The organism is Arthrobacter antioxidans (genome assembly GCF_023100725.1).
Taxonomy (GTDB): Bacteria; Actinomycetota; Actinomycetes; order Actinomycetales; family Micrococcaceae; genus Arthrobacter_D; species Arthrobacter_D antioxidans.
This window is the reverse complement of record NZ_CP095501.1, coordinates 3,090,583-3,110,669: the sequence shown is the minus strand read 5'-3', so window position 1 is coordinate 3,110,669 and position 20,087 is coordinate 3,090,583. Positions and strand designations below refer to the sequence as shown.

Below are 20,087 nucleotides of genomic sequence, written 5' to 3'. Positions count from 1 at the left end.
TGGTGGGGGCGCGTCGGCGTCGGGGTGGAAGGATGGAACGGTGACAGACCCAGCGACCGGACCCGCAGCGACACCCCTCGACTCCTCGGCCTCGGCCGCACGTGCCGTCCGCGCCCTCGTGGCCGGCGGGGTGAGGGACGTCGTCGTCGCCCCCGGCTCGCGCAGCGCCCCCCTCGCCTACGCCCTCGCGGATGCCGAGGCGGCCGGCCTCGTCCGGCTGCACGTGCGGATCGACGAGCGGTCCGGCGCCTTCACCGCCCTGGGGCTGGCGCTCGGCGCGCAGCGTCCGGCGGCAATGGTGACGACGTCGGGCACGGCCGTGGGCGAACTCCTGCCTGCGGTCATGGAGGCGAACCACGCCGCGGTACCCCTGGTGGTGATCTCCGCCGACCGGCCGGGCGAGCTGCGCGGCACCGGGGCCAACCAGACCACGGTGCAGCCGGGACTGTTCGGCGTGCATGTGCGCGCGGGCGCGGACGTCGCTGCGGGGGAGGACCCGACGGGCGCGATCGGGGACGCCCTGCGCGCCGCCCTGGGGCATCCGGTGGACGGCCGGGCCGCACGGCCGTCCGGTCCCGTGCACCTCAATCTCGCCTTCCGCGATCCGCTGGTGCCCGGCGGGAGCAGGGACGAGCCGGCCCCCGGCGTCCGCCCCCTCATCGCCGACCCGGACCCCCGGGAAGAGACACCCGCCGCCCGTGCAGTGGACCCGACGGGGCCCGCCGGCAGGACCGTCGTCGTCGCCGGTCATGGAGCGGGGGAACTCGCCGCGGTGTTCGCCGCGCACCTGGGCCTCCCGCTGCTCGCGGAGCCGTCCTCCAACGCACGGTTCGGCAGCAGCGCCATCGCCCCCTACCGGCTGCTCCTCGAGCACCTCGGCCCCGCCGTCAGGCGCGTGGTGACCTTCGGGCGCCCCACGCTGTCCCGCCCGGTCACCGCGCTGCTGGCACGGCCCGACGTCGAGCACGCGCTGTACCTGCCGGTGCCGGTCGCCTGGTTCGAGGAGGGGCGGCGCCCCGAGCGCATCATCGACACCCTGCCGGAGCTGCTCGCGTTCGCGGGGCGCGGCGAGGAGGGCTGGCTGCGGTCCTGGCGGGAGGCGGGCGCAGCGGCGGAGGCCGCGATCCAGTCGCTGCTGGCGGACGAGCAGCGCGTCACCGGCCTGCACGTGGCCGACGCCGTCTGGGAGCACACGGACGGGAACCTGGTGCTCGGCTCGTCCAACCCCATCCGGGACGTGGACCTCGTCGCCGCGACGGACTGGCACCCGCTGGAGGTCTTCGCCAACCGCGGGCTCGCCGGGATCGACGGCACCATCTCGACGGCGACCGGCGTGGCCCTCGCGGCGGGCATCCCCACGCGCGCCCTCCTGGGGGACCTCACGTTCCTGCACGACGTCGGCGGCCTGCTGCTCGGCAGCGGCGAACCGCAGCCCGACCTGCAGCTCGTGGTCCTCAACGACGGCGGCGGCGGGATCTTCGGCCTGCTCGAGCACGGGGCCGAGAGCACCACGGCGCGCTACGGCCCCGCCGTGGAGCGGCTGTTCGGCACGCCGCACACCGTGGATCTCGCCGCGCTCGCCGCCGCCTACGGGCTGCGCCACGAGCGGGCGGCGACGCTGGAGGAGCTGGATACGGCGATGGAGCGGCCCATCAGGGGCCGCTCCATCCTCGAGGTCCGGGCGGAGCGCTCGACGCTCCGGGACCTCCATGCGCGCGTCCGCCGGGCGGTGGCGTCCGCGGTGCGTCCTGCCTAGAGCACCTTCGAGAGGAAGACCTTCGTCCGCTCGTTCTGCGGGTTCCCGAGCACGTCCTCGGGCGTGCCCTGCTCCACGACGACGCCGCCGTCCATGAAGACCACGCGGTCGCCGACCTCGCGGGCGAAGCCCATCTCGTGCGTGACCACCATCATGGTCATGCCCTCCTGGGCCAGCTGCTTCATGACCTCGAGGACGTCCCCGACGAGCTCGGGGTCCAGGGCGCTGGTGGGCTCGTCGAACAGCATCATGTCCGGGTCCATCGACAGGGCGCGGGCGATGGCCACGCGCTGCTGCTGGCCGCCGGAGAGCTGCGCGGGGAAGGCATCGGCCTTCTCCGCGAGACCCACCTTGGCGAGGTTCCGGTGGGCCACCTCGATCGCCTCGGCCTTGCCGCGCTTCTTGGCACGTTGCTGCGCGAGCGTCAGGTTCTTCAGGACGCTCAGGTGCGGGAAGAGGTTGAACTGCTGGAAGACCATGCCGATGCGCGTGCGCACGTCGTCGAGGTCCGTCTCGCTGTCCGTGATGTCCACGCCCTCCACCATGACCGTGCCGCTGGTGGGCTCCTCGAGCCGGTTGACGCAACGGAGCAGGGTGGACTTGCCGGAGCCGGAGGGCCCGATGACGCACACCACCTCGCCGTGGTCCACATGGAAGTCGATGCCCTTGAGCACCTCGTTGGTGCCGAAGTTCTTGCACAGTGCGCGGACCTCGATGGCGGGGAGCGCCGTCGAGCGCGCAGCAGCCGATGCTGGGGTTGCCACCGGGATCACCGGCCTCTCTTGTTGTGTCGTTCGAGCTTCGCGACGAGCTGGGTGAGCGGCAACGTGATGACCAGGTACAGCAGCGCGGCGACCACGAGGGGGGTCGCGTTGGCCTGGTTGGTCAGCGAGTCCCGCGCGAAGGTGGTCAGTTCGCGGTCGCCGATGGCCATGCCCGCGATGAAGAGGAGCGAGGTGTCCTTGATGAGGATGACCAGCTCGTTCGTCAGGGGGGGCGTGATGATGCGGAAGGCCTGGGGGAGGGTCACGGTGATCATGGTCCATGCCCCGTTCATGCCGAGGGAACGCGCCGCCTCGACCTGCCCCTGGGGCACGGCCTCGATGCCGGCCCGGATGGTCTCCGCGATGTAGGCGGAGGACACGATGATGAGGGCGATCAGTCCCGCACCGGCATTGCCGCCGGGTGGTCGCCACTGGAAGGCGATGGGGATGGCGTAGGCGAATCCGAAGATGACCAGCAGCGCCGGCAGCCCTCGGAACAGTTCGATGTAGCCGGTCGCGAACCAGCGGTACGGCAGCACCGGGGAGAGTTTCATGAGCGCCAGCAGGAGGCCGAGCAGCAGGCCCCCGACGAAGGCGATGGCCGTGTAGACGACCGTGTTCTTCGCAGCGATCGTGACGATCTCGGGGAAGACAGCGATGGCCACGTCGAGGTCGAAGAAGTACGCACGGATCGTCGCCCAGTCGGCGGCGAGGAGCACGAAGAGGACGACGGCGGCGAAGACCGCGTAGAGGACGCCTTGGGTGAGGCGTCTGCGGGTTGAACGTTTCACGCGGGGATCTACCTTCCTTCGGGAGGTGGCACCCGTGCGGCCCCGGGGTCGTCGGACGTCCGGGGCCGCACGGGCAGGGTGGGGCTACTCCTCGAAGTAGGTGTCGTAGATTTCCTGGTACGTGCCGTTCTCACGCAGCGTGGCCAGCTGTTCGTTGACGGCGGCGACGAGTTCCTCGCTGCCGGTCTTGGCCATGATGAAGCCGTACTGCTCGTCCGTCGGCAGCTCCTCGGCGATCGTGAACGCGCCGTCCTCGGTGTGGCCGATGTTCACGGGGAGGTCCTGCAGCAGGGCGTCGACGTTCCCGGCCTGGATGGCGGCGTACATCTCGGCATCGGAGGGGTACTGGACCAGTTCCGCCTCGGGTGCGTTCTCCGCGGCGTAGGTGGCGCCGGTGGTGCCCTGCTGGACGCCCACCTGCTTGCCGGCGAGATCGTCGATCGAGGCGATGTCCGAGTCGGTCGGCACGAGGATGGACTGCAGGGAGTCGTAGTACGGGTCCGAGAACGTGAGGTTCGCCTTGCGCTCCTCGGTGATCGTGACGGCGCTGGCGCCGATGTCGCACTGGCGGGCTCCGAGGACGGCGCCGCTCTGGAGGCCGTCGAAGCCGACGTCCTGCACGGAGAGCTCGAGGTCCATGCCCGCGGCGATCTCCTTCATGAGATCCATGTCGAAGCCGGTGTACTCGCCGTTCTCCTCGTACTCGAAGGGCGGGTAGGGGATGTCCGAGCAGACGGTGAGCGAGCCCTCGGAGACGAGGTTCAGGCCGGTCGCCTCGCCGGACCCGGCGTCGTCGGAGCCTCCGCCACAGGCGCTCAGCGCGAGTGCGCCGGCGGCCATGGCGGCCAGCAGTGCTGATTTCTTGGAAAGCATGGGTACCTCACTTGGGCGGACGGGGTGGAACGGGGACGGTCCTGCTGATTCTAGCGTCAGGGAGAGGTGCATCACAGGCGACAGGGGTTGCCCGACGGTCACCGGGGTCCGGTCACCGGGGTTCGGTCATCGGGACAGGCCGAGGGCCTCGATCATCGGCCTGAACTTGCTCCACGTCTCCGCGAGTTCGGCTGCGGGCTGCGAACCCTCCACGATCCCGCACCCCGCGTAGAGCCGCACGCGCGTGGGCGTCTCGACGACGGCGCCGCGGAGGGCGATGCCCCACTCGCCGTTGCCCCCGGCGTCGATCCAGCCCACCGGCCCGGCGTACGGTCCGCGCTGCAGATGCTCCAGCTCGCGGATGAGTGCTCCGGCGACCGTCGTGGGGGTGCCGCAGACAGCGGCGGTGGGATGGAGCGCCTGGACCAGGGCGAGCGACGTCGGGACGCGGCCGTCGTCGTCCGCCGCCAGCTGCGCCGTGACGTCCGAGGCGAGGTGCCACACGTTGGGCAGCTGCAGCACGAACGGCTCGCTGTGGGAGGTCATGGAGCTCGTGAACGGCTGGAGGGTCTCGGTGAGCGAGTCGATCGCGATCTGGTGCTCGTGGAGCTGCTTCTCGGACCCTGCGAGGACGCGGTCGGCATAGCCCGGGTCGCCGGCCGGGGCGTTGGCGCGGTCCAGGGTCCCGGCGAGCACGCGGGCGCGGGCCGTGTTGTTCTCCACCTTGATGAGCATCTCCGGCGTGGACCCGATCAGGCCGTCCACGGCGTAGGTCCAGCAGTCCTCGTACCGCACCGCGAGGTCCCGCAGCACCTGCGCCGTCGCGACGGGCGTCTCGAGGTGCGCGACGACGTCCCGTGCCAGCACGAGCTTGCTCAGCTCGCCGGCCTGCACGTGCTTCACGCCCTCGGCGACCGCGCGCTCGTACTGGTCCTCGCTGAGGACGCCCGGGCCGAGGCGGTCGCCCGGGCCGGGGGAGCGCCCGGCGTCGGGCTCCGCGAGGTAGGCGGCGAGCGCCGCCTCCGCGGCCTCGGCGCTCAGCTCGGCCTCGGCGTCGTCGGTGATGAGGGTCAGCCAGGTGCGGCCCTCGCTGCAGCCCACCACCACGGCGGGGACGATCAGGCGCGACTCGTGGGGCGAGGTCTTGGAGAAGGCGAAGGAACCGAAGGCGATGAGCCCGGTGCCGGGGACGCCGAGATCGTCCAGCACCTCAGCGCCGGCGAGTTCACGGCGCCACCACTCCTGGGCCAGCGTGAAGCGGTCGGGGCCGGTGACGGTGAAGCGGGCCGTCTCGCCGTAGGCCACGAGGCCGCCCCCGCGGCGGATCCAGGTGTGGGCGTCGTTGCGGACCACGTAGTCGAGCAGGCCCGTCCGCGGGTCCATGTCCGCCTGTGCCACGGTGATGCTGCGGAGCCCGCGGGACTGTCCGGGCGCAGGGGGCAGCGCAGTGAGGGACGGAGTGCTCATGATGCCTCAAGCGTACTCCGCGGCACCGGGCCGTATCCGTACCGTATCCGTGCGGGGTCGTGAGGTTCGGCACGTCGGGAAGTCGCGGGTCGGGTGGTCGGGGTTTGTTTGAGACAATGAGCGAGTGAATCGCGCATCGCTGGAGAAGCGGCCTGACGAAGTAGCAGCCATGTTCGACGACGTGGCGCCCAAGTACGACGTCGTCAACGACGTCCTGTCGATGGGGCAGACGCGCCGGTGGCGCCGCATCGTCGTGGACGCCGTCGGCGCGGAGCCGGGACAGCGCGTCCTGGATCTCGCCGCCGGCACCGGCACGTCGAGCGAGCCGTACGCGGACGCGGGCATCGACGTCGTCGCCTGCGATTTCTCGCTCGGCATGCTGAAGGTGGGCAAGCGCCGCCGCCCGGACATCGACTTCGTGGCCGGGGACGCCACCAACCTCCCCTTCGCGGACAACTCCTTCGACGCGTGCACCATCTCCTTCGGCCTGCGCAACGTGAACGAGCCGAAGAAGGCGCTCGCCGAGATGCTGCGCGTCACGCGGCCGGGCGGCCGCCTGGTCATCGCGGAGTTCTCCCAGCCCACCGTCGCGCTCTGGCGCACCACCTACACCGAGTACCTGATGCGCGCGCTCCCCGCGATCGCCCGCCGGGTCAGCTCCAACCCCGACGCCTACGTGTACCTCGCCGAGTCCATCCGGGCCTGGCCGGACCAGGACCGGCTCGCCGCCTGGATCGGCGACAGTGGCTGGAACGACGTCGCGTACCGGAACCTCAACGGCGGCATCGTGGCCGTGCACCGCGCCACGAAGTCGCCCGCAGCGCCGGGCGAGGAGCCGCTGCTGCCCGGCCAGGTGCGGTTGCGCCGACGGACGTCGGCGGTCGACTAGATGTCGGTCCTCATCGTCGGGGCCGGCCCGGCCGGCTCCACCGCCGCCTACTATCTCGCGAGCGCCGGGATCGAGGTGACCGTCCTCGAGAAGACGTTCTTCCCCCGGGAGAAGGTCTGCGGCGACGGCCTGACGCCCCGCGCCACGCGGGAACTGCAGCTGCTCGGCCTGCCGCACGACGAGAGCGAGGGCTGGCGCCGCAACCGCGGCCTCCGCCTGATCGCCGGCAAACGCACCGTCGAGGTGCCCTGGCCCGAGCTCAGCGACTTCCCCGACTACGGCCTGGTCCGCACGCGCCTCGGCTTCGACGAAGCCCTCGCCCGGCATGCCCGCTCCGCCGGAGCCACCATCCTCGAGGGCCACTCCGTGTCCTCCGCCGTCCGTGACGACGCCGGACGCGTCACGGGCGTCACCGTGAACCTGCTCGATGCCGACGGCCGCAAGACGGGGGAGACCCGCACCTTCACGGCCGACGTCGTCCTCGCCGCCGACGGCAACTCGACGCGGACCGCCGTCAGCCTCGGGATGCAGAAGCGCGACGACCGCCCGCTCGGCGTCGCCGTCCGCACCTACTTCACGAGCCCCCGCACGAACGACGACTGGATGGAGGGCTGGCTCGAACTGCCGGACGCCACCGGCAAGCCCCTGCCCGGGTACGGCTGGGTGTTCGGCGTCGGCGACGGCACCTCCAACGTGGGCCTCGGCATCCTGAACTCCTCCGCCGAGTTCGGCAAGCTGGACTACAAGCAGGTGCTGCGGGACTGGACCGCGGGCATGCCCGCCGAGTGGGGTTTCACGCCGTCGAACATGGTGGGCGAGATCCGCGGCGCGGCGCTGCCCATGGGCTTCAACCGGACCCCGCACTACAGCCCGGGGCTCCTGCTCCTCGGCGACGCCGGGGGCATGGTGTCGCCGTTCAACGGCGAGGGCATCTCCTACGCGATGGAGTCCGCCCGCTACGCCGCGGAGTTCATCGAACGGGCGCAGGGCGTCGCGTCGCCGCTCGGCCGCGACCAGGTGATGTCCGGCTACGCGCCCTACATCCGTGGGCAGTGGGGCAGCCACTTCACGCTCGGCCGTGTCTTCGCGCAGCTGATCGGCAAGCCCGCCATCCTCTCCCTGGCCCTGCGCACGGGCATGCCCGTCCCCCTCCTCATGCGGTTCGTGGTGCGCATGCTCGCCAACCTGACGGACACCGGCGGGCGGGGCTTCGAGGACCGCGTCATCCACCTGCTCGAGTCCCTGGTGCCGCCCACCTCCAACCAGCCGTCCCTGGCCGGCCATCTGCGTGCGCAAAGCGCCGCTTCACTTCGTTAGTCTTAGACCGTGACACAATCCTTCGACTCCGGGTGGGCCAGCGCGGGCGTCAACAGCGCGCTGGACACGGCGGACACGCCCGGCGACGCCCTGCGCCTGCCTCCCGGTTTCGCCCTCATCGCCGAGGACCCGGAGCTCGGACCGTCCGTCTCGTCCTGCCTGGCCGAGGTGGAGAAGCAGCTCCGCAGCGCCATCGCCCACTCGGACCCGCTGGCCGACGCGACGAGCCGCCACCTCGTGGAGGCCGGCGGCAAGCGCATCCGGCCGCTCCTGACCATCCTCGCCTCGCACCTCGGCAACCCCACGCGGGCCAAGGTGGTCCAGGCCGCCGTCGTCGTCGAACTGACGCACCTCGCCACGCTCTACCACGACGACGTCATGGACTCAGCCCCCTACCGCCGCGGCGCCCCGACCGCGCACGAGGTGTGGGGCAACTCCGTCGCCATCCTCACCGGGGACCTCATCTTCGCCCGGGCGTCCATCCTCGTCTCGGAGCTCGGCGGCGAGGCCCTCGGCATCCAGGCACGCACCTTCGAACGTCTCTGCCTCGGCCAGCTCCACGAGACCGTGGGCCCACGCGACGGCCAGGACGCCCTCGAGCACTATCTCTCGGTGATCGCCGACAAGACCGGCTCCCTCGTGGCCGCTTCCGGGCAGCTCGGTGCCCTCTTCGCGGACACCCCGCGGGAAGTCGTCGACACCATGGTCTCCTACGGCGAGAAGGTCGGCGTCGCGTTCCAGCTGGCGGACGACGTCATCGACGTGACGGGCCGCAAGGTCAAGTCCGGCAAGGCCCCCGGCACCGACCTCCGCGAGGGCGTGCCCACCCTTCCGGTCATCCTGCTGCGCCGCGCCGCAGCGGCGGGCGACCGGTCCGCGGCCGACGTCGTCGCGCTCGTGGACGGCGACCTGTCCTCCGATGACGCCCTCGCCGCCGCCGTCACCGCAGTGCGCGAGCACCCGCAGACCCAGGAGGCGTGGGCCGTGGCCCAGCAATGGGCGGACGAGGCCGTGGCCGCGCTCGAACCGCTCCCGGACAGCGTGGTCAAGCAGGCGCTGGCGAGCTTCGCGCAGGCCGTCGTCAGCCGGGACGTCTGACCTTCCCTGGGCGGTGGGCACGTGCCGTCGTGCACGACCGCGCAGGAACGACGGCGGGTGGCGGCCGGGGCGGGGTCAGTGGGGGAGGAACGCCCTCAGCTCGTCGGCCTTCCGCGCCCTGATCTCCGGGTCCACGATCGGCCGCTTCGGCGTGAAGTAGAAACCGTCGTCGTGCCAGCGCGGCAGGACGTGCTGGTGGTAGTGCCACACGTGCTGGCTGCCGGCCGGCTCGTTGTGCTGCCGCGTCGAGATGCCGTCGGGCTCCCAGGCGCGTTTGATGGCGATCGCGATGTCGCGGGTCAGCGTCATGATGCGCGCGGCGGCGTCGTCCGGCAGTTCGTACAGCAGTTCCACGTGCGCCCGCGGGGTGATCAGGACGTGGCCGGGATTCGGGTCGAAGCCGTGCGACGCGATGAACGCGAGCGCGAGGTCGTCGGCGTAGACGACGTCCCCCGGGCGGCAGAGGTTCTTCGGGTTACCGAAGTCCGACCGCGCGAGGTCGCAGAACGGGCACCGGTACCCCTCAGGGGCGTGGTGGACGAACGGCATCAGTCCTCGTCGTCCGCCTCGAAGACCCACGCGAACAGATCGAGCACGTACTCGCTGAAGGTGCCCTCCTCGCTCTGCCATTCGCCGCGGACGTTGTTGCGCCGCCAGACGATCGGGTCGGGGACGTCCAGCTGGTCCGCCCGCATGCCCCAGGTGTACTCCTCGTCCTCGTCCTCGAGGAACAGGAGGAAGCCGTCCTCGATCTCGAGTTCGTCGGGGTCCCAGAAGAAGTGGAACGCCTCCATGATGTCCTCGGTGGCACCCACGGCGCGGTAGAAGTCGCGCAGGGCCAGGGGCAGGTCGAAGTCCTTGCCCTCGAGCATCTCGGCCAGCTCGTCGTCGGACAGGCCGTCTTCCTCGGCCCACTCGTCCTCGAAGTACTGGGGCACCAGGGCGCGGAATTTGTCGGAAAACAGCTCAGTCACAAGTACTCCAGGCGTGGGATTGGGGGATACCCCCATCCTAGCGGCCGGGTCCCCCGCCCGGGCTACGGCCGCGCGTCCCATGTCCGCGCGGCGAGCGGCGCGTGCCAGCCGTAACGCCAGGCGAGGACCCGCAGGGAGAACACGAGGGACGCGGCGAGGGTCCCGGTGACGAGGGTGAAGGTCCCGGTCAGGTAGAGCCCCGTGACGACGACGGCGCCCAGCATGGCGGGGAGCGCGTAGATGTCCCGTGGGTCGAAGAGCTGCGGGACCTCGTTCGCGACGACGTCGCGCAGCAGGCCACCGCCGACGGCGGTGGTGACGCCCAAGAGGGCGGCCGAGACCGGGTGGAGGCCGGCATCGAGCGCCTTAAGGGTTCCGGTGATGCAGAACAGGGCCAGTCCGCCGGCGTCGAAGACGACCAGGACGCGCATGCCGCGCTCCACGCCCGAGAAGACGAAGTACACCAGCACGGTGGCGAGCAGCGGAGGCACCAGGTAGGCGGGATTCGTGAAGGCGGCGGGCGGGACGTTGATGATGAGGTCCCGGGCCACCCCTCCGCCGAGCGACGCGAGGGACGCGAGCAGGAGCGACCCCACGAGGTCGAAGCCCTTGCGGGCCGCCAGCAGGGAGCCGGAGACGGCGAAGAAGAAGACGCCGAGGAGGTCGGCGCCGAGCGCCACGTGTGAAGCGGTGTCCATCTCATCCTTCGGCGTTCCGGCGGGGCACCCGCGGGCCCCGTCGACGGGGCCGGGAGGGCATATCCAGCATGACAGACGGGACGTGCGGGCCCGGCACTAGGCTGGGCCCATGACGAGCAGAGACGCGGACCGCACGGAGACGATGGAGCCGGGTGCGAAGGACGGCTCGCGCGCGATGCGCGTGGCGGCCCGGCTGATCGGGCTCCTGCCGACGAAGAGGAACCTGAGCGGCACCGACTGGGTGAACGCGAAGTACCCGGGCCGCAGCTACCCGGCCATGGCCGCCATCCCCTGGACGCTGAAGCGGACGCACACCATCCAGGAGAAGCGGATCGACGGCATCAGGACCATCACGGTCCGCCCGCTCCTCGGAGCGACCCGCTCGCACATCGTCTACACGCACGGCGGGATCTACATCAACGAGCTCGCCCGGCCGCACTGGTGGATCATCGCCGAGCTGACGAAGCGGACCGGTGCCGCCGTCACGGTGCCCCTGTACCGGCTGGCGCCCGAGAGCACCTACCGGGAGGCCTTCCCGTACCTCGTGTCCGTGTACCGCGACGTCCTCAGGACGGCGGAGCCCGACGACGTCACGCTGATGGGGGACTCGGCCGGCGGTGCGCTCGCCGTCGCGCAGGCCTGGGCGTTCCGGGAGGCAGGGCTGCCCGCGCCCGGACGCGTCGTCGCCTTCTCGCCCTGGTTCGACGTCACGGCCACCAACCCCGACATCCCCGCGTACGAGGCCGTCGACCCGATGCTCTCCGTGGCGGGCGGGGTCCAGGCGGGGCTGTGGTGGGCGGACGGCGACGATCCCCGGACTCCGCTGGTCAGCCCGGCCTGCGCGCCGGAGGACCTGCTGGCCGCCCTGCCGCGCACGCGGATCTACCAGGGCACGCGCGACGTCTGCATGGCGGACGCCGCGGTCTTCCGGGACCGTGCGGCCGCGGCCGGTGCCGCCGTGGAGATGAAGGTCTATCCCGGCGGCTTCCACGTGTTCCCGGCGTTCCCCCGCCTCCCGGAGTCCCGGGACGTCTACGCGGACGTCGCCGCGTTCCTCGGCCGGCCGGCCCTCCCGTAGGCGGCTCCCGGAAGCCGGGCGCCACCCCGACGGAGGTCAGCCCTGGTCGGAGTCCCGGGACAGGATCCACACGTTGGTGTCACCCTCGCGCTCGACCGTCACGGTGGTGACGAGGGCGCGGATCATCGAGAGCCCGCGCCCGGACTCGTCGTAGTCCTCCAGCAGCGCGTCATCGTCCGGACCGGGGACGTCGGCGGGCCCCGCGAGATCGGGCACCGGGTCCAGCGGCGCGGCGCCGATCTCGCTGATGACGGCGCGCAGCCGCCCGACGGCGACGGTGAGCTCGACGCCGAGGACGAGCGTGGCGCCCTCCGCGGGGACGCCGTGCTGGACGACGTTGCTCGCGGCTTCGATCACCGCCGTGGTGAAGGCCATCTGATCTGGAGCCGGCACGAAGGCGGCATCCAGCCACAGCTGCTCCAGAAGGACGTGCAGGTTCTCGATGGCCTGCTCCGCGGCGGGCTCCTCGAGAGTGCGCCGGGCCAGGATGTCAGTCATTGCGGAAGGCTTCGTCCGCCGCCGCGTGGGGCGTGAGGACACGGTTCATGCTGGTGAGTTCGAGCACCATGGTGACCTGGGGCTGGACGGCGGCGATCCGCAGGTCGCCGCCGGACTGCCGGGCCAGTTTGAGGCAGCCGATGAGCGCGCCGAGGCCCGAGGAGTCCATGAAGCTGGTGTCCGCCAGGTTCACGACGATCCGCTTCCCGCCCCCGGCGACCACCTCGTCGACGACCCTGCGCAGCTTCGGTGCCGCGACCATGTTCAGGCGTCCGTTCGCCGCGACCTCGGTGTAGTGCCCTTTGTCCTGGACCGTGAATTCCATGTGTTCTTCCCTCTTCCGCTGCCTGTCGGCGTGTGCTGGATCTCTGTGGCGTGGATCGTCGCGCCCGTCGGTGGCGGGCCGAGTCCTCCCGGCCCGGCTCGTCAGCCGCGCGAGTGCCGCAGGATGACGACGGTGACGTCGTCGGCGACCTCGGGGACGTCAGCCAGGTCCAGCAGCACCGCGCAGGCCTCCTCGGCGGTCGCCGCCCCGGACACCACGCCCGCGACCGCCTCGGTGAACTGGTCGACCGTCTCGTAGATGTCGAGCAGGCCGTCGCTCACGATGGCGAGCACGTCGCCCGGCTCGAGGCGCAGGGAGGCTGCGGGCCAGGCCTGGTCCGGCCAGGCGCCCACGGGCGGGCCCGCGGAGGGGAGGCGGGTCACCGTGCCGTCCGCCGCGATGTGCAGCGCGAGGCCGTGCCCGGCGTCCACATAGCCGACGACGCCGGTGGCTGCATCGAGGCGGCCGTGGAACAGCGTGACGAAGGAACTCGTGTGGTCGAGGTCTGCCTCCGTGGCCCGCGCCGCCGTGGCGAACGCCGCCTCGAGGCTCGGCTGGGACGCGACGGAGCGCATGATCGCGCGGACGGTCGCCGCGACCAGCGCGGCGCCCATGCCCTTGCCCATGGCATCGGCGACGGTGAAGTGCAGGCCTTCCGGCGTCGGGTACCAGTCGTAGAAGTCGCCGCCGACGCTCCTCGACGGCCTGAAGCGTCCGGCCAGTTCGAAGCCGTCGAGGGTGAGCCGGTCGCGGGGGAGCAGGTTCTGCTGCACCTCCGCGGCGCGCTGCCGCTCGTCCGCATTCGCGACGTCGACGGCGGACTGCTGGCTCTGGCGGCGGAACAGCGAGTTGATGCGCGCCACCAGCTCCCGGGGGCTGAAGGGCTTGCTGATGTATTCGTCAGCGCCCGTCTCGAGGCCCGTGAGGCGTTCGATCTCGTCGGTGCGGGCCGTGATCATGAGGATGTAGGCGTCGGAGAAGGTGCGGACCTCGCGGCAGACCTCCACGCCGTCGCCGTCGGGGAGGTTGAGGTCCAGGGTGATGAGGTCGGCGCCCGCGCGTGCCAGGCGGAGCCCCTCGCGCGCGGTCGAGGCCTCGGTGACCTCGAAGCCCTCGCGCTTCAGGATCTGGACGAGCAAACCCCGGATATCGACGTCGTCCTCGACAACGAGGGCACGGCGGATCTCCGGGGCGACAGTCATGGTCCTCATTAAACGCCACGGAGCGCGGCCGTCCGGACGCGGCACACGGCTTCGCCCGAATCACCGGATTGTTGCGGCGAACTTGATGCGATCTTGAGGGGTCAACCGACTTTCGCCACCCGGAATCACGGGGCCGCCGCGCTATTCTTTCGCTGGCGGGCCGTGAATCGCGCGTCATTCCGACGGACGATCTCGACGACCACCAGGGGGCACGGCCAGCAGATGGACAGAGTCCTCTCCCACCTGACGCTCAACACGCGGCAGTTCCACGACCTCACGCTGCGCTCGCGCGTGGTCCTCAGCCAGCTGCCGCTGTCGCTCACGGTCCTGCTGATCCTCGTCGGCGGGCTGCTCTTCCACCCGGACCTCTTCGCCAGCCGGTCCTTCATGATCGGGCTCTGGATGCAGGCCGCGCTGTTCGCGCTGTGCGTCCTCGTCCCGTGGGACCGGCTTCCGTACGCCACCTTCCTGGTCGTCCCGCTGCTCGACTTCATCCCCATCGGGTTCATGCGCTACGGGGCGGGCACCGTCATCACCGGCGTAGGCCTCCTCGCCGTGTTCCCCGTCATCTGGCTCGCCGCCTCCGGGCTGTACCCGCGGGCGCTCCTCGCCGCCGGGTTCCTCGCCTCCCTGGCCATCGTCTGGGTGCCGGTCTTCGTCACGGACATTGAGGTCACCTCGCAGTCGCTGACGCAGTCCTTCCTCCTGCCCTTCATCATGCTCGCCATCGGCGTGACGATCCGCGTGATGACGGCGAGCATGATGGCGCAGCAGGCCGAGGTCGAGGAGAAGGACCGCGCCCTGCGGCTGCTGCTCGAGGAGAGCGCACGCCGCGAACGGCTGCTGGACACCGTGGTCAACAGCGTGGACATCGGTGTGACGGCCGTCGACGAGGCGGGCCGGACGGTCCTCGCGAACCGCAAGCTCGAGCAGTTCCGCGCGCTCGCCGGCGGGACCCGTGACACCGACGAGGCCGCCCTGCGCATCTTCCAGCAGGACGGCGAGACGGCCCTTCCGGTGACCCGCCGGCCGACACGGCGCGCCGCGGAGGGCCATGTGTTCTCCGACTACCTCCTGTGGTGGGGCGAGCGGCCCGGCCAGCGGGTGCTCTCGACCTCGTCCCGGCTGATGACCAACCAGGCCGGGGAGCGCGAGGGGTCCGTGGTGACGTTCAACGACGTCACGGAGCTCGTCACCGCCCTGAACGCGAAGGACGAGTTCGTGGCGACCGTCTCACACGAACTGCGTACCCCGCTGACCGCGATCCGCGGATACCTCGAACTGCTGCTGGGGACGCCGGACCTCGACCCGGAGGTCGCCTCCGGCCTCGAGGTGGTGTCCAGGAACTCCGAACGGCTGCACAAGCTCGTGGTGGATCTGCTGTCCACCGCGGAGGGGTCGCCCGAGATCAAACCCGTGCCCACGGACTTCTCCGACCTCGTCGGCCGCCGCGTCGCCTCGGCCCGGCAGGGCAACACGAACCCGCTGGTGCGTTTCGAGGACCTCACCGACTCCGGGCTCGTCGCGCTGTGTGACGCCTCACGGATCGGCCAGGTGCTGGACAACCTGCTCTCGAACGCGATCAAGTACTCGCCGGCCGGCGGAAGCGTGACCATCCGCGCCCGCGAGGTCGGGTCCGAGGTGGAGTGCAGCGTGAGCGACCAGGGCAGCGGCATGACGGCGGAGGAGCAGAAGGGCGTCTTCTCCAAGTTCTTCCGCACCGCGGGAGCCCGCAACGCGGCGATCCCCGGGGTGGGCCTCGGGCTCGCCATCTCCCAGGCGATCGTCCAACGCCACGGCGGCAGCATCACGTGCCGGAGCTTCGCGGGCGAAGGGTCCACGTTCGCGTTCCGCCTCCCGATCGCCCACGCGGACCAGGTCCAGGAACTGCAGGCGCAGGGACTCTGACGGGCCGGACGGCTCCGTGTCAGGCGGGCCCGAGATCCACGGTCGCCGTGATGCCGCCGCCGGGCGTCTCCGTGAGGCTGATCGACCCCCCGTGCGCCGCCGCGATCCGTGCGCACGTCGCCAGGCCGATCCCGCTCCCGGTAGGATCGCCGTCCCGCTGCAGCCGCACGAGGGGTTCCAGGACCCGCTGCCGGTCCGCCGGATCGATGCCCTTGCCGTGGTCGATGACGCGCAGCACCTGCGTGTCCCCGACGCTCGCGATCACCTCCACGCGAGGGGGGCACCCGGGTGTCGAGTACTTGATCGCGTTGGCCACCAGGTTCTGCAGCAGCGCGGTGACCTGCGCCGGATCGACGGTCAGCTCCGCGTCCTGCACCGTCACGAGGGCGTCGCAGGCGCTGCTGAGCGGCAGGACGTCCTGCAGGACGGCGTTCATCATCGTGTTCAGGCGCACCGTCCGGCGGCTGATCGTCCCGCCGATGCGGGAGAACTCGAGGACCTCCTCCACGGTGGACAGCATGCGGCTGGCACTGCCCCGGATGATGCTGAAGTAGCGCGCCGCCGACCCGGCGGCCGCGACGTCGTCGTCCTGCTCGCTGAGCTCGGTGTAGCCGAGGATCGCCGTCAGCGGATTCCTGAGATCGTGGCTCACCCGCGCGGCGAACCCCGCCAGGTCCTCGTTGCTGCGCCGCACCACCTCGAGCGCCTCGACGAGCTGACGCGTCTTGAACTGCAGTTCGAGGACCTCCACCACCTGCCGTGCCAGGATCTCGAGCCCTTCCCGCTGCTCCGCGTCGATCGCCCGCACGGTCGGCGAGAACACGCAGAGGGAGCCGAGGGCGGCGCCCTGCTCGGTCACGAGCGGGACCGACGCGTAGGAGCGCACGTGGGCGATGCCGCCGTTGACGAAGGGGTTGTCGGCGAACCGCGGATCGAGGGAGGCGTCCGCCAGGGCGGTGATCGCCCCGCTGGTGAAGACCTTGGAGCACATCGAGTCGTCGCGCGAACAGACGGCGGCCTCCACCCCGACGGCCGCGATCTGGTGCTGCTGGTCCGCGGTGATGATGTTGATGACGCCGAGGTCCATGCCGCTCACGCGGACCGCGAGCTTCACGAGGTTGAGCAGCTCCGGCGGTGTCGCGTAGTCGGGCTTCTCCACCGGCACGCCCCCGGCCTCGCCGTAGGGGAGCCCGTAGTCCTGCAGGACCGCCTGGCGGGCGAGCTCCTCAAGGTCGAACTCGTCGGTAGAAAGCAGAGACACGAATACCCCCGTAGAACAGTGAGACCGGTGTGCGTGCGTCCACTATCCCACGCGGGTGGGTCGTGCCGTGGCAGGCGCGGACCTCGTCAGCCGAGCGCCCGGACGCGCAGGGCCAGGTACAGGTGTACGCGGTCCGCGGTGACCGCCGGATCGTAGCCCGTGAGCGCCACGACCTGCTGGAGCCGGTAGCGGATGGTGTTGCGATGCAGGTCGAGGTCCGCGGCGACGGCGGCCGCGGAGCCGTCGAGGTCGAGGTAGCGCTGCAGGGTGGTCAGCAGTCCCGCGCCGTGCGCGCTGTCGAAGGCCTCGAGTGGCCGGAGGGTCTCCGCGGCGAGGTCGGCGAGCGGCACGTCCGCACTGGCCATCAGCAGGGACGTCAGGCTCAGGCGGTCCGCGATGTTGAGTGGCTGCCCCCGCTGGAGCGCCTCGCGTGCCTCGAAGTAACTCCATCGCAGGCCGCTCGGCTGGGCGTAGCTGCCGCCGACCCCGATGCGCGCCGTCAGCCCGGCCCCGTGCAGGTACCGGCCCAGCCCGGCGGGATCGGGCATGGCCCCGGCAGGAAGGACGAGCACGAGCCGTTCGTCGACGAGCCCCGTGGCGCCGCCGCTCCAGCCGTCCGGCAGCGGGAGCGTCCGCAGCGCGCGCCGCTGCCCGGAGGCGACGTCGACGATCAGCACGCTGTGCCGGAGCGTCGTGTCGATGCCGGAGCCGGCGAGCCGGGCCGCTGCCTCGGCGCCGCCGAGCGAGCCGCGCACCACGTCCTCGAGCAACTGGCCCGACGCGGCGCGGGCACCGGTCCGGTTCCTGGCCTGGTTGGTGAGCTCCACCGAGATCAGGCTCTGCGCGTAGTCGACGACGGCGGTCCGACCGTAGGGCTCGGCGATGGCGAGGGTGCAGCGGTCCTTGAGGCCGGTGGCGACCGGCAGCCGATGCCACGTCGTCGGATCCGGATCCGGATCCGGTTCCACTGCGTCGGCCCGGGGAGCGGCTGCGACGACCGGGCCGGCGGGACTGCGGGCGGTTCGGCCCGAGGCGCGGGCGATGCACGCGCCGTACTGGAACAGCGCGACGTCGGTGCCGAGCATCCGGGCGAGCTCACCGAGGAGCGCGGCGAGGCCTCCCGGGCCCAGCAGTGCGGAGGCCAGGACGGCGTGGCCCTCGAGGAGGTCTTCGAGCCCGGCGTAGTGATCGGCGGAGAGGGCGTCCGCCACCCTCTTGCCGATCGCGATGAAGGGGACCTCGTACGGGACTTGGAAGGCGGGGAGGCCCACGGCGTCCGCCTCGGCGAGCAGCGCCGCGGGGATCCTCCGGTGGGTGAGTCCGACGCCGAACCCGATGGCCAGGGCCCCGGCGTCGTGCGCCCGCCGGACGAAGGCCCGCTGGGCGGCGCCCGTCTTCAGCCGCACGCCCGTGGTGAGCACCACCTCGGCCCCGTTGAGGAACGGCCGCGGGTCCTCGAGCTCGGTCACGGCGACCCACTGGATGGGCTGGGCCGGCGGCTCCGAACGGCCCTCCACGACCAGGCCCAGGGCGGGATCGGACAGCAGGTCGGCGAGCGTGATGGCCATGGATCCAGCTTAGGTGGCACTGTGCCCTTGCACGCTCGCAAGGGGCAGGCGCTGTGCAGATAGCTCTGGCACGCCCCGCGGCGTCCCGGTACCGTCGTGTCGATACCCCGTGGCCGGCGGCACTCGCCCGCGCCGCGGACTCCATCCTCGTGAAAGGCACTGCAGCGTGGCTGAGACCCTTCAGAACTACATCGACGGAGCGTTCGTGACGCCCGCCGGGACCGAGCTCCTGGACATCGTCAATCCGACCAACGGCGAGGTGGTCGCGCAGTCGCCCGTCTCCACCGCGGCGGACGTGGATGACGCCATGCGCGCCGCAGCGCGTGCCTTCACCACCTGGAAGCGGACCACGCCGAGCCAGCGACAGCTCATGCTGCTGAAGCTCGCTGACGCCGTCGAGGCCGCGAGCGACGAGCTCGTCGAGGCGCAGCACCGCAACACGGGACAGGTGCGCGCGATGATCGCCGCCGAGGAGGTCGCCGTCGGTGCCGACCAGCTGCGGTTCTTCGCCGGAGCCGCGCGGCTCATGGAGGGCAAGTCCGCGGGCGAGTACATGGAGGGCCACACCTCCTACGTGCGCCGCGAACCCATCGGCGTCGTCGCCCAGGTGGCGCCGTGGAACTACCCCTTCCTCATGGCCGTCTGGAAGATCGGTCCCGCGCTCGCCGCGGGCAACACGGTGGTCCTGAAGCCGAGCGACACGACGCCGGAATCGACCCTCGTCCTCGCGCGCCTCACGCAGGGCATCCTGCCCGACGGCGTCCTGAACGTCGTGCTCGGCACCGGTGAGACCGGCGCCGCCATGACCGAGCACCCCGTGCCCGGGCTGGTCTCCATCACCGGGTCCGTGCGGGCGGGCATCGCCGTCGCGACCAGCGCCGCGAAGGGCCTCAAGCGCGCCCATCTCGAACTCGGCGGCAAGGCTCCCGCCGTCGTCTTCGCGGACGCGGACCTCACGAAGAGCGCCGAGGCGATCGCCGAGTTCGCGTTCTTCAACGCCGGCCAGGACTGCACCGCCATCACCCGCGTCCTCGTGCAGGAGCAGGCGCACGACGAGTTCGTCGCCGCGATGGTCGCGCACACGGCCACCCTGAAGACCGGCAGCTCGGAGGACTCCGAGAACTACTTCGGGCCCCTGAACAACATCAACCACTTCAACGCCGTCAACGCCGTCATCGACGCGCTGCCCGCCCACTGCAGCATCGCGACGGGCGGCAGGCGTGCCGGGGACAAGGGCTACTTCTTCGAGCCGACGATCGTCACCGGCGCCCGGCAGGACGATGCCGTGGTGCAGCAGGAGACGTTCGGGCCCGTCGTGACGGTGCAGTCCTTCGCCACCGAGGAGGAGGCCGTCGACCTCGCCAACGGCGTGGACTACGCGCTGGCCTCCAGTGTCTGGACCTCGAACCACGGCACCGCGATGCGTGTGTCCCGCGACCTCGACTTCGGTGCGGTCTGGATCAACACGCACATCATGCTGACCGCCGAGATGCCCCACGGCGGCTTCAAGCACTCCGGCTACGGCAAGGACCTCTCCATGTACGGCGTGGAGGATTACACCCGCATCAAGCACGTCATGAGCGTGCTGGACGTCTGACAGTCCCCTTCTGGATAGGAACC

General features: G+C 71.2%; 19 protein-coding genes. 7 read left to right on the top strand and 12 right to left on the bottom strand.

The annotated features are described in order from the left end of the window. The first annotated feature begins 40 nt into the window (after positions 1-40). The gene (menD, locus tag MWM45_RS14385) at positions 41-1,756 is read left to right on the top strand and encodes a 2-succinyl-5-enolpyruvyl-6-hydroxy-3-cyclohexene-1-carboxylic-acid synthase (protein WP_247827027.1); all 1,716 of its coding nucleotides are present in this window, start codon (positions 41-43) and stop codon (positions 1,754-1,756) included. Here menD and MWM45_RS14380 read toward each other — a convergent pair. The 4 genes from MWM45_RS14380 to MWM45_RS14365 form a co-directional block, all read right to left on the bottom strand. Continuing rightward, positions 1,753-2,520, bottom strand: coding sequence for an amino acid ABC transporter ATP-binding protein (locus MWM45_RS14380; RefSeq protein WP_272496052.1), 768 nt, complete (start codon positions 2,518-2,520; stop codon positions 1,753-1,755). The genes menD and MWM45_RS14380 overlap by 4 nt on opposite strands. 5 nt (positions 2,521-2,525) lie before the next feature. After that, complete coding sequence (locus tag MWM45_RS14375; RefSeq protein WP_247827026.1) at positions 2,526-3,311, bottom strand: amino acid ABC transporter permease; 786 nt, start codon at positions 3,309-3,311, stop codon at positions 2,526-2,528. 84 nt (positions 3,312-3,395) lie between these two features. After that, entirely contained in the window at positions 3,396-4,184 is a 789-nt protein-coding gene (locus tag MWM45_RS14370; RefSeq protein WP_247827025.1) for a transporter substrate-binding domain-containing protein, read from the bottom strand. 126 nt (positions 4,185-4,310) lie between these two features. Then, the gene (locus MWM45_RS14365; RefSeq protein ID WP_418909697.1) at positions 4,311-5,651 is read right to left on the bottom strand and encodes an isochorismate synthase; all 1,341 of its coding nucleotides are present in this window, start codon (positions 5,649-5,651) and stop codon (positions 4,311-4,313) included. A 124-nt stretch (positions 5,652-5,775) separates the two neighbouring features. Between MWM45_RS14365 and MWM45_RS14360 the strand changes: the two genes are divergently transcribed. Genes MWM45_RS14360 through MWM45_RS14350 form a run of 3 tightly spaced genes read left to right on the top strand, consistent with a single transcriptional unit; the run spans position 5,776 to position 8,955 of the window. Beyond that, positions 5,776-6,540 carry a demethylmenaquinone methyltransferase gene (locus MWM45_RS14360; protein ID WP_247827024.1) on the top strand — a complete coding sequence of 255 codons (765 nt, stop codon included), beginning with the start codon at positions 5,776-5,778 and terminating at the stop codon, positions 6,538-6,540. Continuing rightward, positions 6,541-7,857, top strand: coding sequence for a geranylgeranyl reductase family protein (locus MWM45_RS14355; RefSeq protein ID WP_247827023.1), 1,317 nt, complete (start codon positions 6,541-6,543; stop codon positions 7,855-7,857). 9 nt (positions 7,858-7,866) lie between these two features. After that, positions 7,867-8,955 (top strand): polyprenyl synthetase family protein, encoded by a 1,089-nt coding sequence (locus tag MWM45_RS14350; protein WP_418909696.1) that lies wholly within the window; start codon positions 7,867-7,869, stop codon positions 8,953-8,955. Between the two features lie 75 nt (positions 8,956-9,030). Here MWM45_RS14350 and MWM45_RS14345 read toward each other — a convergent pair whose 3' ends face one another. The 3 genes from MWM45_RS14345 to MWM45_RS14335 all read right to left on the bottom strand — a co-directional run bounded on the left by MWM45_RS14345 (position 9,031) and on the right by MWM45_RS14335 (position 10,627). Further along, complete coding sequence (locus MWM45_RS14345) at positions 9,031-9,504, bottom strand: HIT family protein (protein WP_247827022.1); 474 nt, start codon at positions 9,502-9,504, stop codon at positions 9,031-9,033. After that, on the bottom strand, positions 9,504-9,929 hold the full coding sequence (locus MWM45_RS14340) for a hypothetical protein (protein WP_247827021.1): 426 nt from the start codon (positions 9,927-9,929) through the stop codon (positions 9,504-9,506). Before MWM45_RS14340 ends, MWM45_RS14345 begins: the two co-directional genes overlap by 1 nt. Positions 9,930-9,991: 62 nt before the next feature. Then, entirely contained in the window at positions 9,992-10,627 is a 636-nt protein-coding gene (locus MWM45_RS14335) for a trimeric intracellular cation channel family protein (RefSeq protein ID WP_247827020.1), read from the bottom strand. A 109-nt stretch (positions 10,628-10,736) separates the two neighbouring features. Here MWM45_RS14335 and MWM45_RS14330 point away from each other — a divergent pair, with 109 nt between their 5' ends. Continuing rightward, positions 10,737-11,705 carry an alpha/beta hydrolase gene (locus MWM45_RS14330; protein WP_247827019.1) on the top strand — a complete coding sequence of 323 codons (969 nt, stop codon included), beginning with the start codon at positions 10,737-10,739 and terminating at the stop codon, positions 11,703-11,705. Positions 11,706-11,741: 36 nt separating this feature from the next. On the opposite strand, the gene MWM45_RS14325 is transcribed toward MWM45_RS14330, so the two are convergent. The 3 genes from MWM45_RS14325 to MWM45_RS14315 all read right to left on the bottom strand — a co-directional run bounded on the left by MWM45_RS14325 (position 11,742) and on the right by MWM45_RS14315 (position 13,730). Further along, positions 11,742-12,203 (bottom strand): ATP-binding protein, encoded by a 462-nt coding sequence (locus tag MWM45_RS14325; RefSeq protein WP_247827018.1) that lies wholly within the window; start codon positions 12,201-12,203, stop codon positions 11,742-11,744. Next, positions 12,196-12,528, bottom strand: coding sequence for an STAS domain-containing protein (locus tag MWM45_RS14320; protein WP_247827017.1), 333 nt, complete (start codon positions 12,526-12,528; stop codon positions 12,196-12,198). The genes MWM45_RS14325 and MWM45_RS14320 overlap by 8 nt, the downstream gene beginning before the upstream one ends. Before the next feature lie 101 nt (positions 12,529-12,629). After that, positions 12,630-13,730, bottom strand: coding sequence for a PP2C family protein-serine/threonine phosphatase (locus tag MWM45_RS14315; RefSeq protein ID WP_247827016.1), 1,101 nt, complete (start codon positions 13,728-13,730; stop codon positions 12,630-12,632). A gap of 222 nt (positions 13,731-13,952) precedes the next feature. Here MWM45_RS14315 and MWM45_RS14310 point away from each other — a divergent pair, with 222 nt between their 5' ends. Continuing rightward, positions 13,953-15,638, top strand: coding sequence for a sensor histidine kinase (locus MWM45_RS14310; RefSeq protein WP_247827015.1), 1,686 nt, complete (start codon positions 13,953-13,955; stop codon positions 15,636-15,638). A gap of 19 nt (positions 15,639-15,657) precedes the next feature. Here the strand turns inward: MWM45_RS14310 and MWM45_RS14305 are convergent, their stop codons facing one another. Next, a complete protein-coding gene (locus MWM45_RS14305; protein WP_247827014.1) occupies positions 15,658-16,899 on the bottom strand; it encodes a sensor histidine kinase in 1,242 nt (413 codons plus the stop codon). Positions 16,900-16,985: 86 nt separating this feature from the next. Next, entirely contained in the window at positions 16,986-18,467 is a 1,482-nt protein-coding gene (locus MWM45_RS14300; RefSeq protein ID WP_247827013.1) for a PucR family transcriptional regulator, read from the bottom strand. 166 nt (positions 18,468-18,633) lie between these two features. Between MWM45_RS14300 and MWM45_RS14295 the strand changes: the two genes are divergently transcribed. Next, positions 18,634-20,064: a gamma-aminobutyraldehyde dehydrogenase gene (locus MWM45_RS14295; RefSeq protein ID WP_247827012.1), complete on the top strand. Its 1,431-nt coding sequence runs from the start codon at positions 18,634-18,636 to the stop codon at positions 20,062-20,064. Positions 20,065-20,087 lie beyond the last annotated feature (23 nt).